The sequence below is a fragment of the Bradyrhizobium sp. 132 genome (assembly GCF_023074185.1).
Classification (GTDB): Bacteria; Pseudomonadota; Alphaproteobacteria; order Rhizobiales; family Xanthobacteraceae; genus Bradyrhizobium.
Map to the genome: position 1 here is coordinate 31,002 of NZ_JADPKY010000177.1, position 12,875 is coordinate 43,876.

The following is a 12,875-nucleotide window of genomic DNA, read 5'->3' on the forward strand; positions in this document are numbered from 1 at the left end:
ACATGTTTCGACCCATGAGAATTGCGGCCGTCGCTCTCGCCTTGCTGGCTGCGGCCGTTTCGTCCGCGCGTGCCGCCGACGTCACTTTCGACGATACCGCGCGCTTCCTTGCGGGCATGCAGCCTTCGGCGGATTCGCCGCTGGTGCCGCTCACGAAGGACCCGGGCTGGCAGCGCCACGCAAAGTTCTTCGACGGCGCCTTCGCGCAGCTCGAGCAGCGTCAGCTCGCGAAGATCCGCAACTGGTCCGATGTCAATCTGGCGGCACCCAGGCCGACCGTGTTCTATTTGTTCAGCGGCCCCGACTTCCTCTATGCCAACGCCTTTTATTCGAAGGCCAGCACCTATGTGCTCGGCGCGCTGGAGCCGGTCGGTGCGGTGCCCGACCTGACGCGGCTGCCGCGCGGTTCGGTGGGCGCCGCGCTCTACAATGTCGAGCGATCGCTCGGCTCGATCCTGAATTTTTCCTTCTTCATCACCAAGCAAATGAAAGTCGACCTGCACACCAACCAGGTCAATGGCACCTTGCCGATCCTCTATGTCTTCCTGGTCCGCTCCGGCAAGACCATCCGCAATGTCGAGATGGTCGCGCTCGACGACAAGGGCGGGATGCATGTCGGCAACGACAATCCAGGACCGAACGCGACGCGCGGCGCCCGCATCACTTTCGTCGGCAGCGACGGCGAAGCGCGCACCCTGTATTATTTTTCGACCGATCTCTCCAATTCAGGTGCACGCGCGGCGGGTTTCCTGAAGTTCTGCGAGACGCTCGGCCCCGGCAACAGCCTGATCAAGAGCGCGTCCTATCTCTTGCACTCCGGCAATTTCACCGTCGCGCGCGACTGGCTGCTTGCCAACAGCGCGACCATCATCCAGGACGATTCCGGCATTCCGCTTTCCAGCTACAACGCGCGGCAATGGCGGTTCTTCCCGTTCGGCCGCTACCTCGGGCCGATCAGCGAATTTCCCGGTCGCTATCAGGAGCGCTACGCCAACCTGTTCACGCGCGCCCAGCCGATCGATTTCGGCGTCGGCTATCGCTGGCGCATGCATGAATCGAACTTGCTGCTGTCGGTGAGGGTACCGGGAAGCGACACAGTGCCGGATGCGGAGACGACCTCATCCGCAGAGCCATCGGCGAAACCGCCGCGTCCGAAGCGGCCACGTCCGCCGGAGCCGATCCCACCGCCGCCCGGACGCTTTTTCTGGTCCCGCTGATTACCAGTGAACGCTCTGGCTCGGCACGATGAACGCCGTCGTGCTGGGCGGCGTTGCAATACTCGTCGCCAAGTACCAGCCGGAGCCGACGACGAGCACCAGCAGGGCGACGATGGCGATCATGTCGAGGGTTCTGGGGTCGTGGCCTCTCGAACCACCCCGGGAACCCAGCCCAAGGCTGAAGCGAGAATGAGGGCTGATTTTCCAGCGCATTGTTGTTTCCTCCCGTGGGAGCATCACATCAACGCGAACGGAGCATTCCGGTTCCACTCAAGGCAGCGCTCCATCCCGCTTAGGGGGCGTTGACGCCGCGCCAGCGGGCGTAACGCCACGGCAAATACCAGCGCGCGCTTTGTGGTGCGGTAAGGGGCACGTTGTCGATGCCCGAGGTACCGAACGGGTTACAGCGGAGCAGGCGAGCGAGCGTCATCCAGCCGCCAGCCCAGAGCCCGAACCGTTCGATCGCGTCATCGCCATAGATGGAGCAGGTCGGCAGGTGCCGGCAATTGTAGCCAACCAACGGCGAGAGCGTGTGGCGATACAGCCAGATCAGAGCGCGGCCGAATCTGCGCGGTAGCCGGAACGCGCCCGCGATGGGAGTGGAACAGTGCTCGCAGGCTGAATGCTTCATGGGCGCTTTGCCGCGATCGTGAGCGAGGTTTTGCGCGGTTCCGACGCAGGGAACTGTAAGCTGTTGTTTGTACGCCACATTTTACGTGCTTTTTGGGAGCAGTGCAGCAAGTACCGGTGGACGATCTGTATTCCCCCGGATACCATTTTTGTGACGTTCATGTGAGACTTATTGGAACGTCGGAGCAGGGCTTACCTGAATCGCTTTAGGAGCCTTGGGGAAGGGACCGGTTTGAAATTTCTGAAGGCGCTCAATCTTCGCGGCTGGTTGCTGGTGGGAGCCGCTGCCTGTGGGGTCATGGTGGCTGGCGCCGTCGCCACATTCGGGTCGTCGGCCCGAGCCGGTGTTGCCCTCGAAGAGCGCAAGCTGCCAATGAAGTTTGGCTGGATCGCCTGCGAGCCGAATTGCCGCGGATGGGTCAGCGCGACCGGCATCATCACCGCTGATACGCCCAGGGATTTCGAGGAATTTTCTCGCGGACGCCAGCTCGGCGGCGCCACTGTGGTGCTCGATTCCAGCGGCGGTTCCGTCAACGACGCGATCACGCTCGGCCGGCGCTTCCGCAATCTCGGACTTTTGACCACGGTCGGCATCAGCGTTCAGAACCGCGGCGGCCAGTCGGCCCGTCCGGCGGTCGCGCCTGAGGCCTATTGCGAATCCATGTGCGTGTTCCTGCTGCTGGCCGGCAAGAAGCGCTACGTGCCAGACGCGGCCCATGTCCGGGTCCACCAGATCTGGATGGGCGATCGCGCCGACGATGCCAGGGCGGCGAGCTACAGCGCGCAGGACCTGATGATCGTGGAGCGCGACATCGGTCGGCTCGCCAAATACACATTCGACATGGGCGGTGCCGGCGATCTGCTGTCGCTCGCGCTCAGCGTCCCGCCGTGGGAAGATTTACACGAGCTCGACGCAGGCGAGCTCAAGCTCACCAATCTTGTGACCACTGATCTCGTGGCCGACGTGCTGCCGCATGTGGACATCTCAGCGCCGGCAATGGCGGAGCTTGCACCGAAGACGCAGGCGAGGTTCGGCGCGGAATCGGAGCAGCCTGCCAAGTCGACCAAGACGGCGGAAGCCCTGGTGCCGACGGGCGGCGTAGCCAAGCCGGGCACGGCGTCGCAGAAGTAGCCTCGAATGTCCGATTTCGTTTCCGGGGTCTCTGGCTACGAGCCCGGAGTCAGCCTTGCACTGGAGCCGGCTGCTTGGCCTTGGCCTCGACCTGACCGATGGCATCGACCACCGCATCGAAGGTCAGGAGCGTCGAGGCGTGGCGCGCCTTGTAGTCGCGGACCGGCTCAAGGAATTTGATCTCTTCCCATTTGCCTTCAGGAGGCGCGCCGTTCTCCTTCAGCATCTTGCGAACAGTTTCGCGTAACTCACGGAGTTCGCTCGCAGTCGATCCGACGATCTGACTTGCCATGATGGATGAAGAGGCCTGGCCCAGCGCGCAGGCCTTCACGTCATGGGCGAAGTCGGTGACCTTGTCGCCCTCCATCTTGAGGTCGATTTTCACGGTCGAGCCGCACAGCTTGGAGTGGGCGGTCGCGGTGGCATCGGGATCCGACAACCGCCCGAGTCGCGGAATATTCCCGGCTAGTTCGATGATCCGCTTGTTATAGATGTCGTTCAGCATGTGATGGAGTCCAGCACTTCCTCACCCGATCGGCCTTGGCGGGCGGCGTCCATGGTCCTATATAGTGCTGGAACTGGCGGAAAAACAGCCCAGCGGTGCGCTGGCGGTCTTTCAGATCTGCGCTGCCAGCGTGATGACCCAAGGACCTTTTTCGTCAAAGCTGTTCTCTACAGGCGTCCGGCGGCTTCGCCGCCCCGTCTGCCGGTGACACTCCGGCCGCAAGGCCGTCGAACGGAGTAGACATGGACGCTACAATCAAATCCATCCGCCCCAGCAAGCCCTCCGATCGGCAGCCCGAGAGCCGCCCGGCAGAGCTTGATCCTTCCGAATTCCTCGCGGCTGCCGTCCGCGCCGACCAGCCGCGCCCGGCGCGCGCCGAGGCCGAGCAGGCGGTGAAGACGCTGCTCGCTTATATTGGCGAGAACACCAACCGCGAGGGCCTGCTCGACACACCGCGCCGCGTGGTCGAGGCTTTCGACGAGCTCTACCAGGGCTACCACCAGTGCCCGGCCGAGGTGCTCGATCGGACCTTCGGCGAGACCGCCGGGTATGACGATTTCGTGCTGGTGCGCGACATCGAGTTCACCTCGCAGTGCGAGCACCACATGATGCCGTTCTACGGCAAGGCGCACATCGCCTACACGCCGGTGGAACGCGTGGTCGGCCTGTCGAAGCTTGCGCGCCTTACCGACATCTTCGCCCGCCGGCTCCAGACCCAGGAGCACATGACCGCGCAGATCGCTGCGGCGATCGACGAGGTCCTCAAGCCGCGCGGCGTTGCCGTGCTGATCGAGGCTGAGCATACCTGCATGTCGGTGCGCGGCGTCGCCAAGCATGGCGCCTCCACCTTCACCAGCCGCTTCACCGGCATGTTCCGCGACAATCCGGCGGAGCAGGCTCGTTTCCTGTCCCTGGTGCGAGGCACGCGCTGACCTTGCGAAATTGACCGGCGAGGGCGTTGTGTCCGCTCACTCCCATGAGACCGAGGAAGGGCTGTCCTTCCAGCCGCGGTTCGACGCCGCTGGCCTCGTGACCGTCGTCGCGACCGACGTCGCGACCGGCGACGTGCTGATGGTCGCGCACATGAACCTCGAAGCGTTGCGCAAGACCATCGCGACCGGCGAAGCCTGGTACTTCAGCCGCTCGCGCAATGCCTTGTGGCGAAAAGGTGAGACGTCGGGTCAGACCCAGCGCGTGGTCGAGATGCGTACCGATTGCGACCAGGACGCGGTCTGGCTCCGTGTCGAGCAGATCGGCGCCGCGTGTCATACCGGCCGACGCTCCTGCTTCTATCGCAAGGTCGAGGCCGAAGACGGCGGTGCCAAGCTCGTCTTCGTCGATGCGGAGCGGCTGTTCGATCCGGACGCGGTCTACAAGAAATAGTCCTGCCGTCATGCGGAGGCGGGCTGGCGGCCGAATTAACCCCGCATTAACCATACCTGTCCCACGGTGAGACGACAGGGCGCCGAATTGCCGGCGTCGCTCAATGCCGCGCGGGGCGGGCCCTCCATCATGTCGGTCGACAATTCCAGTGGCTCGCAGACGGCGGTTCTCGATCCGTCGCGGGCACGCGTCGCCGGTGCGATCAAGCAGGCCTCGAACGTCGCGGGCGTCAGCTTCCAATACATGCTGACCACCGCCAAGATGGAATCGGATTTCGATCCGAGCGCCGGTGCCACCACATCGTCGGCGCATGGGCTCTACCAGTTCATCGACCAGACCTGGCTCGGCACGGTGAAGGAGGCGGGCGCCCAGCTCGGCTATGGCAATTATTCCGACGCCATCACCAGGACCTCGTCGGGCACCTACACCGTCGATGATCCCGCGATGAAGCGATCGATCATGAAGCTGCGCGACGATCCGGAGGCCGCATCCAGCATGGCGGCTGCGCTGACGCAGTCGAACAGCTTCAAGCTTACTGCACTGCTTGGCCGCAGGCCGAGCGACAGCGAACTCTACATGGCCCATTTCATGGGCCTCGGCGGCGCCGCAAAGCTGATCGCCAATGCCGAGGACAATCCGCAAGCCGTTGGCGCGCGGTTGTTTCCCAATGCGGCATCGGCCAACCGCTCGATCTTCTACGCCAAGGACGGCCGCGCCCGCAGCGTCTCCGAGGTCTATTCGGTGCTGGATGCACGCTATGCCGGCGCTGCAAATTCGAAATCGACCCGCAGCGCGATGGCGGCGTATGGCGACACGCCGTCGACCACGCAGGTCGCAAGCGCCAACGGCGTGCAGCCCGTCGCGCCGGTGATCGACAACGCCGCCTATCTCCAGACCTTTCCAAACACACGCGCGATGACGCCGGCGAGCGCCATGGCGCCAACGACGGTCGCGGACAATGCGCCGAGCACGCCAGTGTTTCGATCGCTCTATCAGCCCGGCGATGCAACGCAGCCGGTCTCGACGACCGTGCAGAAATTGTGGGGCAACAATGCCTCGCTCAATTCGGTCGCACCCGCGACCTCGGGCGCATCGGCAACGCCCGACGTTCGGCCGCCGCAGCCGCTTGATCTCTTCAGCGATCGCAGCGGCACGTTCTCGAGCTAATATCTGCACTCGTGTCCCGCACAAGGCGCAACGCGTAAGCGATGCGCCGCAGAGCCGGGACCCATGCCGCACAGACGGCTGTCGAAGCGCTTCGGTTCCATTAACAAAACGTCAATAAAACCAAACGGTTATGGTGAACGCTTTGTTAAGCGTCGTGGTTTATTTTGTGTTGCAGGTGACAAGCCGTCACCGCTTCGTCTTCGTTGCGTTAAGCCGGAAGCAACATGATCGTTCGGCAGTTCATCAATTGGATCAGGACGGCGCCCGCCGGCGAGCGGGCCGAGGCGACACGGGCGTTGGCCCGGGCCTGGCTGATCTCAGACCTTTCCCGTGACGACCGGGTTGCCGCCGAAGGCGCGCTTCTGATGCTGCTCGACGATCCCTCGCCGCTGGTGCGGCAGGCGATGGCCGAGGCGTTTGCACGCAGCACCGAGGCGCCGGCCGCAATCGTGCGGGCGCTGTCGGCGGACCAGCCGACCGTCGCGCTGCCCGTGCTCGAACATTCTCCGTTGCTGATCGACGCCGATCTCGTCGACATCGTCGCGACCGGCAACGACGAAGTGCAGTGCGCGGTCGCCCGCCGCATCGCGCTGCCGGTATCGGTCTGCGCCGCCATCGCCGAAGTCGGCTGCGCGGCGGCAGCGCTCGAGCTGATCGAAAATCCTCATGCCGAGCTTGCGCCATTCTCCTGGGATCGCATCGTCGAACGTCACGGCCATCTTGCCGCGATCCGCGAGGCGATGCTGGTGCTGGAGGATATGCCGTCCGCCACGCGCGCCGCGCTGGTGGCGAAACTCTCCGAGACGCTGGCGCAATTCGTCGTGGCCCGGAACTGGCTGAGTGCCGACCGCGCCGAGCGCATCGCGACCGAGGCGCGTGACCGCTCCACCATGAACATCGCGGCGCGCTCGCGCGGCGAGGACATGCAGGGGCTTGTCCGGCACCTGCGCATCACGGGCCAGCTCACCGCGGGTCTTGTTCTGCGCGCTCTGCTGTCGAGCAATCTCGACTTGTTCGACGCGGCGCTGGCTGAACTCGCCGATCTGCCGCTGGCGCGCGTGACCGCACTGCTGCACGATCGTGGTGGCAACAGCCTGCACGCGTTGCTCCGCCGCGCCGGGCTTCCCGAGGCGACGTTTGCCGCATTCCAGGTCGCGCTCGATGCCTGCCACGAGCAAGGCTTTGTCGACAGCGACGACAACGCGGCGCGGCTGCGCCGGCGCATGGTCGAGCGCGTGCTCACCCATTGCGAGACCGACCGCGGCGCCACCGAGCCGCTGATGGTCCTGCTGCGCCGCTTCGCCACCGAATCCGCGCGCGAGGAGGCAAGGCTGTTCTGCGACGAGCTGGTCGCGGACGAGGCGGTCGATCCGGGGTACGACGAGCTGATCGCGGCCTGAATCGTAGCTTGTGTCGCCCCGGCGAAGGCCGGGGCCCATACCGCGAGGTCTCGCAATTGAAGCGAGATGGCCGCCGCCTTTTGCAATAATTTCCGCTGGTAGTCATGGGTTCCGGCCTTCGCCGGAACGACGCCTATGGCTACTCCGCCGGCGCGATGCTCGGCGCCAGGATTACCTCGAGATGCTCGGGGCGGTCGCGGTTGACCTGGGCGAGATAGTCGTCGGCGACCTTGCGCAGGCGCCGGCTGAGCTCGGCGGAGACGCTGATGTGGTCGAGCTTGGTGTTCTCGTGCACGATGGCGAGGATGGCGTTGATGTGGTGCGTGAACAGCTCGGCCGGCACCTTTTCGAGATCTGGCGCATGCTCGATGACGCGGCACAGGCTCTCGGCAATTCCCGCCGCCGCCGGATAGCCGAAGGTCGCGGCATCGCCCTTGACGTCGTGCGCGGCGCGAAAGAGCTCGTCGCGCCTGTCCTTGGTGAAGCCGTCGTGCCGGATGGCGACGTAGGCGGCCGACAGCCGGTTGATCTCGGTCACCATCCAGTCTTTGAACTCGCTGGCGAGGCCCGCGAGCGCCTGTTCGGCCCGGCCGACCGGATCGTCCATGTCCTTCTCTTCGACACGGCGCAGGACCGTACGCAGCGGGTTGGGCTGCGTGATGATTTGATGCGTGGCGAAGGCCGTGACCTTGATGTCCCTTGCGCTGTTCTTCGCCATGATATCGGCCTCGACCGTGAGAGACGTTGCGCTAGATAGAGGAGCGGGCCTTGTCGAGCAGCGAGGGCTGCTGCAGCACCTCGTGCTTTTCGCCGACGCGGCGCTCGGGACCCATATAAGCGGAGATGGTGTTGCGGCGCCGGTCCGGGCCGAAATAGGTCTTGGTCTTGATGAAGGGGCGGGGACTGGCGACCACGTTGAGGATGCGCTGGTAGAGCCCCTTCGCCGAGATCGGCTTGGCCAGGAATTCGGTGACGCCGGCATCGCGCGCCACGGTGACGCGGCGTTTCTCGGAATGGCCGGTCAGCATGATGATCGGCGCGTAGGGATTGCCCTTGGATTCCGGCTGCCGGATCATCTGCGCCAGCTCGAGCCCGTCGAAGATCGGCATGGCCCAGTCGGCGATGACGATGTCGGGCACGTAATGGCTGTACATTTCCAGCGCGGTGGCGCCGTCTTCGGCTTCGTAGACCTCGCGCGCGCCGAAGGAATGCAGCAGCGTCCGCAGGATGCGGCGCATGTGCGGATTGTCGTCGCAGATGAGGAAACGCAGCTTGTTGAAATCGATGCGAAACATGGAGCCCGGGCCGAAGCGGTCAACTTTCGTTAACCATATCGCGCCGACGGTTAACGAAGGGTTGCGATCGGCAGTCTGACGAGGCGCTCAGGAGCCGAACTGCTCGCGCAGAATGCGCTCTTCCAGGCTGTGACCGGGGTCAAACAGCATGCGCATCGAGATGGTCCTGTCGGACAGCACCTCGACGCGGCGGACGTCGCGGACCTCGTCATGGTCGGCGACCGCCGCCACGGGGCGCTTGTCGCCCTCCAGCACCTCGATCACGACATAAGCCGTGTTCGGCAGCAGCGCGCCGCGCCAGCGGCGCGGGCGGAAGGCGCTGATCGGCGTCAGCGCCAGCAGCGCAGCGTTGATCGGCAGGATCGGTCCCTGGGCGGACAGATTGTAGGCGGTCGAGCCGGCCGGTGTTGCCACCATAATGCCGTCGGCGATCAGCTCGGTCATGCGTTCACGCTCGTCGATCAGGATCCGCAGGCGCGCGGCCTGGTAGGTCTGCCGGAACAGGGCGACCTCGTTGATGGCGTGATGCAGGTGGACGCGGTCGTTGGCGTCGGTCGCGCGCATCAGGAGCGGGTTGATCTCGGATTCCTTCGCCGCGTCGAGACGGGCCCGAAGATCGACCGTCGAGTACTCGTTCATCAGGAAGCCGACGGTGCCGCGGTGCATGCCGTAGATCGGTTTGCCCGAGCGCATGTTCCGATGCAGCGTCTGGAGCATGAGCCCGTCGCCGCCAAGTGCGACCACGACGTCCGCCTCCTCGACGGTGCAATTGCCATAATCCCCCGTCAGCTGGCCGAAGGCCGCTTGCGCCTCGCTGCTCGGGCTGGCGACGAAGGCGATCCGGTCGTATCGCGCTGGCTTGGTCATGGCTTCCGGGGCAGGGCCGCTGGAGAAAGTTCCGCCGGGCTCGTCTATACGACCTGGGCCTCGATTGTCGAGGATGACCGCCTTTCAAAGGAGACCGCCAGCTGCCCATCCCGATCTGAGGGCAAAATCGGGCCGATTTGCGCCCAACCGGGCTCTCCAGGCACCGCTGGACCCATGATCCCCCAAACCGTCGCAATTCCGCGCTACCCTTGCGGTCCGCACCGGTGCTCGCAGCCGGGCAGGGAGAACGATCATGGCGACGAATATGCCGGCGCTCCGCCGCGCGACCCTGGTACTGGCGGTGTCGGCTTTCGCGCTCGCGGGATTTGCGCGCGCGGACGATCCGCCGCAACCGCGCGCCGAGACCGCGGCGCCAGCCGGACAAAAGGGCGGACGTGGCGGCGCCGCACAAAGCCCGTCTCAGAATTCATCGTCATCCGCCGAGCCGCACCGTCTCCCCTCGGATTCGACCACGAAGCAGACGCTCGATCTTCCCGGCCGTACCCTCAACTTCGCCGCGACCGCTGGTTCGATCCGCGTGTTCGACGGCAAGGGCGAGCCGCTGGCCGACATTGCCTATACATCCTATGAGCTTGACGACGCCGACCGTGCGACGCGCCCCGTAATATTCCTGTTCAACGGCGGCCCCGGTGCGTCCTCGGCATGGCTCCAGTTCGGCGCGGCCGGGCCGTGGCGGCTACCGCTCGATGGCGAAGCGCTGTCGCCGTCCGCCTCGCCCGAGGTGAAGCCGAATGCGGAGACCTGGCTCGATTTCACCGATCTCGTCTTCATCGATCCCGTCAGCACCGGCTACAGCCGCTTCATCGCTAGCGGCGAGGATGCGCGCAAATCGTTCTACTCCGTTGATGGCGACGTCAATGCGATCGCGCTTGTGATCCGCCGCTGGCTGGAGAAGCACGATCGGCTGACTTCGCCGAAATACGTCGCGGGCGAGAGCTATGGCGGCATTCGCGGGCCGAAGGTGGTGCGCCAGTTGCAGCTCCAGCATGGGGTCGGCGTCAGGGGATTGATCCTGGTGTCGCCGCTCCTGGACTTCCGCGAGTTCACCGGCACCAGCCTCCTGCAATATGTCGCGACGCTGCCGAGCTATGTCGCTGTGGCGCGCGAAGCCAAAGGGGCGGTCAAGCGCGCCGATCTCGCCGACGTCGAGGCTTACGCGCGCGGCGACTTTCTGGCCGATCTCGTCAAGGGCGAGGTGGATAAGGAGGCCACCAACCGTCTTGCCGACAAGGTCGCCGAGCTCACCGGTATCGACCAGGCGGTCAGCCGCCGGCTCGCCGGCCGCTTCGATGTCGGGGAATTCCGCCGCGAGTTCGATCGCAAAGGCGGCAAAGTGACGGGCCGCTACGATGCCTCGGTGCGCGGCTTCGATCCCTACCCGGATTCGAGCAGTTCTCGGTTCGGCGACCCCTCAGGCGATGCGCTGCAGGCGCCGCTGACGAGTGCCGCGGTCGACGTCCTGACGCGAAAACTCAACTGGCGGCCGGACGGCTCCTACGAGGTCCTGAACGGCGCCGTCGAGGGCAAATGGGATTTCGGCCGCGGCATCAACCCGCCGCAGTCGGTGTCCGAGCTGCGCCAGATCCTTGCCACGGATGCCAAGCTGAACGTGCTGGTCGCGCACGGCCTTTTCGATCTCGCCACGCCCTATTTCGGATCGAAGCGGGTGCTCGACCAGTTGCCGGCCTTCGCGACACAGCGGGTGAAATTCATCGTCTATCCTGGCGGCCACATGTTCTATTCGCGCGACGGCTCGCGGCAGGCGTTGCGGAGCGAGGTCGAGACTCTCATTCGGGAGTAGGCCGTCGCTTGCGCGGCTTGTATCTCCGCGCGATCTCACGCGCCACGACCTTGGCCGGCTTGATGTTGGCGCCCGCGATCCAGACGTCGCTGACCTTGCCGCGCTTGTCGCGGATGCGCCGCACGGGCTCGCCGTGGCTGGAATAGCCGGCGGCCCAGGCAAGCTTGCCGGTGTCTCGGCCGGTGACCTCGATCTCGGCAGCGTCCATGAACGGGTTGTTGAACTGGGGATTGGCGACCAGCACGCGGTTGCCTGCAGGCACGAGGTCGCTCGCGCCCCAGATCGTCCACCAGCGCCCGGTCCAGTCTCGCACGCGCCGGTCGGGTGCGCCGCGCGTTTTAAACACGTGCAGGATCTGCATCGCGCCGTCCATCCAGAACGGCGCCGCGCCGTCGATGGAGTTGCTGAGGATGCTGATCGCGAGCTCGCAAGCGGGGATGGAGCAGGTCCGCGAGATGTAGCCCTGAAAGCCGCCGCCATGGCCGAACCAATCCCAGCCGTCGGTCTTGCCGGCGTTGACGCCGAGGCCGTAGTAACCTTCGAAGCTCTGCGGCACGCGCCAATGGTTTCGCGTCATCTCGCGGCGGCTCGCGACCGATAGCACGCTCTTTTTCGCATTGGGCGCGAGCTGCGCGAAAAACCGCGCCGTATCGGCGGCGGTCGCGACGAAGCCGGCGGCCGATGCCATGGCGTGCGCGGGATTGTCGCCGGGGATTACACATCGCTCTCCGTACGGCAGCTTGCGGGTGTGACCGCGCGCGAATGCCGCGCTCTTGGGAAGCGGCGCGTCCGGCTCGGTCTCGCGCAGGCCTGTGGCTTCGATGATCTCGCGCTTGATCCAGACCGGGTAGGGCTCCTTCGTCACGGCCTCGATGAGGAGACCGATCAGGCCAAAGCCGTGGTTGGAATATTTGAAGCGCGTGCCCGGTTCGATCGCGGTCGGCAGCTTCAATTCCGCCGCCAGCTCCTTGGCGTTGAGATAGGGACGGTTGTCGATGAACTGGCTGGAATCGGCGCCGTCGCGCGTCAGTCCCGCGCTGTGCGAGAGCACTTGCGCAATTGTTGTTTCGGCGACGCGCGGATGCAGGCCGACGACATATTGTCCGATGGGATCGTCAAGCCGGAGCTTGTGCTGCTCGCGCAGCTTCATGATGCCGGCCGAGGTAAAACTCTTGGAGTGGGAGGCGATGCGAAAGCGGTGGCGCGGGGTGAGCTTCTCGCCGGTGTCGAGATTGGCGAGGCCGAACGCGTGCTCGGCGACCACCTCGCCGCGATGGACGAATGCGACCATAACGCCGGGCTGTTGAAACGTCGTTTGTTGGAATTCGATCCAGGAGCCGATGTAGTCGATCGCGGATCGCAGCCACTTGTCCATTGCGCACCAATTTGCGAGGGGAGGATTGGTGCGGAAGGCTATCCGAGAACGCAGAATGGGCACAACCCTGCGGTTGTGCCCA

14 protein-coding genes are annotated in these 12,875 nt (G+C 64.9%); 7 read left to right on the plus strand and 7 right to left on the minus strand.

Annotation, left to right across the window (positions count from 1 at the left end; genetic code table 11):
- Positions 1-2: 2 nt before the first annotated feature.
- On the plus strand, positions 3-1,217 hold the full coding sequence (locus tag IVA74_RS38895; protein WP_247353167.1) for a hypothetical protein: 1,215 nt from the start codon (positions 3-5) through the stop codon (positions 1,215-1,217).
- Here the strand turns inward: IVA74_RS38895 and IVA74_RS38900 are convergent, their stop codons facing one another.
- Positions 1,218-1,430, minus strand: coding sequence for a hypothetical protein (locus IVA74_RS38900; protein WP_247353168.1), 213 nt, complete (start codon positions 1,428-1,430; stop codon positions 1,218-1,220).
- 79 nt (positions 1,431-1,509) lie between these two features.
- Positions 1,510-1,848, minus strand: a complete 339-nt coding sequence (gene yidD / locus IVA74_RS38905) for a membrane protein insertion efficiency factor YidD (RefSeq protein ID WP_247353170.1) — start codon at positions 1,846-1,848, stop codon at positions 1,510-1,512.
- 231 nt (positions 1,849-2,079) lie between these two features.
- Between yidD and IVA74_RS38910 the strand changes: the two genes are divergently transcribed.
- Positions 2,080-2,979, plus strand: coding sequence for a hypothetical protein (locus IVA74_RS38910; protein ID WP_247353172.1), 900 nt, complete (start codon positions 2,080-2,082; stop codon positions 2,977-2,979).
- A gap of 49 nt (positions 2,980-3,028) precedes the next feature.
- On the opposite strand, the gene IVA74_RS38915 is transcribed toward IVA74_RS38910, so the two are convergent.
- Positions 3,029-3,484: an iron-sulfur cluster assembly scaffold protein gene (locus tag IVA74_RS38915; protein ID WP_247353174.1), complete on the minus strand. Its 456-nt coding sequence runs from the start codon at positions 3,482-3,484 to the stop codon at positions 3,029-3,031.
- Positions 3,485-3,726: 242 nt separating this feature from the next.
- Between IVA74_RS38915 and folE the strand changes: the two genes are divergently transcribed.
- The 4 genes from folE (at position 3,727) to IVA74_RS38935 (ending at position 7,434) form a co-directional block, all read left to right on the plus strand.
- Complete coding sequence (gene folE / locus IVA74_RS38920) at positions 3,727-4,416, plus strand: GTP cyclohydrolase I FolE (RefSeq protein ID WP_247353176.1); 690 nt, start codon at positions 3,727-3,729, stop codon at positions 4,414-4,416.
- A 28-nt stretch (positions 4,417-4,444) separates the two neighbouring features.
- Positions 4,445-4,867: a phosphoribosyl-AMP cyclohydrolase gene (gene hisI / locus IVA74_RS38925; protein WP_247353178.1), complete on the plus strand. Its 423-nt coding sequence runs from the start codon at positions 4,445-4,447 to the stop codon at positions 4,865-4,867.
- An 87-nt stretch (positions 4,868-4,954) separates the two neighbouring features.
- Complete coding sequence (locus tag IVA74_RS38930) at positions 4,955-6,034, plus strand: lytic transglycosylase domain-containing protein (protein ID WP_247353180.1); 1,080 nt, start codon at positions 4,955-4,957, stop codon at positions 6,032-6,034.
- A 224-nt stretch (positions 6,035-6,258) separates the two neighbouring features.
- A complete protein-coding gene (locus IVA74_RS38935; RefSeq protein ID WP_247353182.1) occupies positions 6,259-7,434 on the plus strand; it encodes a DUF2336 domain-containing protein in 1,176 nt (391 codons plus the stop codon).
- Between the two features lie 139 nt (positions 7,435-7,573).
- Here the strand turns inward: IVA74_RS38935 and IVA74_RS38940 are convergent, their stop codons facing one another.
- The 3 genes from IVA74_RS38940 to IVA74_RS38950 all read right to left on the minus strand — a co-directional run bounded on the left by IVA74_RS38940 (position 7,574) and on the right by IVA74_RS38950 (position 9,596).
- Entirely contained in the window at positions 7,574-8,152 is a 579-nt protein-coding gene (locus IVA74_RS38940) for an Hpt domain-containing protein (RefSeq protein ID WP_247353185.1), read from the minus strand.
- Between the two features lie 31 nt (positions 8,153-8,183).
- On the minus strand, positions 8,184-8,729 hold the full coding sequence (locus IVA74_RS38945) for a response regulator (protein ID WP_247353187.1): 546 nt from the start codon (positions 8,727-8,729) through the stop codon (positions 8,184-8,186).
- A gap of 87 nt (positions 8,730-8,816) precedes the next feature.
- Positions 8,817-9,596 carry an NAD kinase gene (locus tag IVA74_RS38950; RefSeq protein ID WP_247353188.1) on the minus strand — a complete coding sequence of 260 codons (780 nt, stop codon included), beginning with the start codon at positions 9,594-9,596 and terminating at the stop codon, positions 8,817-8,819.
- Between the two features lie 253 nt (positions 9,597-9,849).
- On the opposite strand from IVA74_RS38950, the gene IVA74_RS38955 reads away from it, so the two are divergent.
- A complete protein-coding gene (locus IVA74_RS38955; RefSeq protein WP_247353190.1) occupies positions 9,850-11,418 on the plus strand; it encodes a peptidase S10 in 1,569 nt (522 codons plus the stop codon).
- Here IVA74_RS38955 and IVA74_RS38960 read toward each other — a convergent pair.
- Complete coding sequence (locus tag IVA74_RS38960; RefSeq protein ID WP_247353192.1) at positions 11,405-12,793, minus strand: serine hydrolase domain-containing protein; 1,389 nt, start codon at positions 12,791-12,793, stop codon at positions 11,405-11,407. The two genes, IVA74_RS38955 and IVA74_RS38960, sit on opposite strands and share 14 nt — an antisense overlap.
- Positions 12,794-12,875: the final 82 nt, after the last annotated feature.

Bases quoted from the DNA above. Each gene is read 5' to 3' on its own strand.
- yidD (WP_247353170.1), bottom strand. From the start codon at position 1,848: ATGAAGCATTCAGCCTGCGAGCACTGTTCCACTCCCATCGCGGGCGCG.
- IVA74_RS38955 (WP_247353190.1), top strand. From the start codon at position 9,850: ATGGCGACGAATATGCCGGCGCTCCGCCGCGCGACCCTGGTACTGGCG.
- IVA74_RS38945 (WP_247353187.1), bottom strand. From the start codon at position 8,729: ATGTTTCGCATCGATTTCAACAAGCTGCGTTTCCTCATCTGCGACGAC.
- IVA74_RS38935 (WP_247353182.1), top strand. From the start codon at position 6,259: ATGATCGTTCGGCAGTTCATCAATTGGATCAGGACGGCGCCCGCCGGC.
- IVA74_RS38950 (WP_247353188.1), bottom strand. From the start codon at position 9,596: ATGACCAAGCCAGCGCGATACGACCGGATCGCCTTCGTCGCCAGCCCG.
- IVA74_RS38960 (WP_247353192.1), bottom strand. From the start codon at position 12,793: ATGGACAAGTGGCTGCGATCCGCGATCGACTACATCGGCTCCTGGATC.
- IVA74_RS38900 (WP_247353168.1), bottom strand. From the start codon at position 1,430: ATGCGCTGGAAAATCAGCCCTCATTCTCGCTTCAGCCTTGGGCTGGGT.
- IVA74_RS38895 (WP_247353167.1), top strand. From the start codon at position 3: ATGTTTCGACCCATGAGAATTGCGGCCGTCGCTCTCGCCTTGCTGGCT.
- folE (WP_247353176.1), top strand. From the start codon at position 3,727: ATGGACGCTACAATCAAATCCATCCGCCCCAGCAAGCCCTCCGATCGG.
- IVA74_RS38940 (WP_247353185.1), bottom strand. From the start codon at position 8,152: ATGGCGAAGAACAGCGCAAGGGACATCAAGGTCACGGCCTTCGCCACG.
- IVA74_RS38915 (WP_247353174.1), bottom strand. From the start codon at position 3,484: ATGCTGAACGACATCTATAACAAGCGGATCATCGAACTAGCCGGGAAT.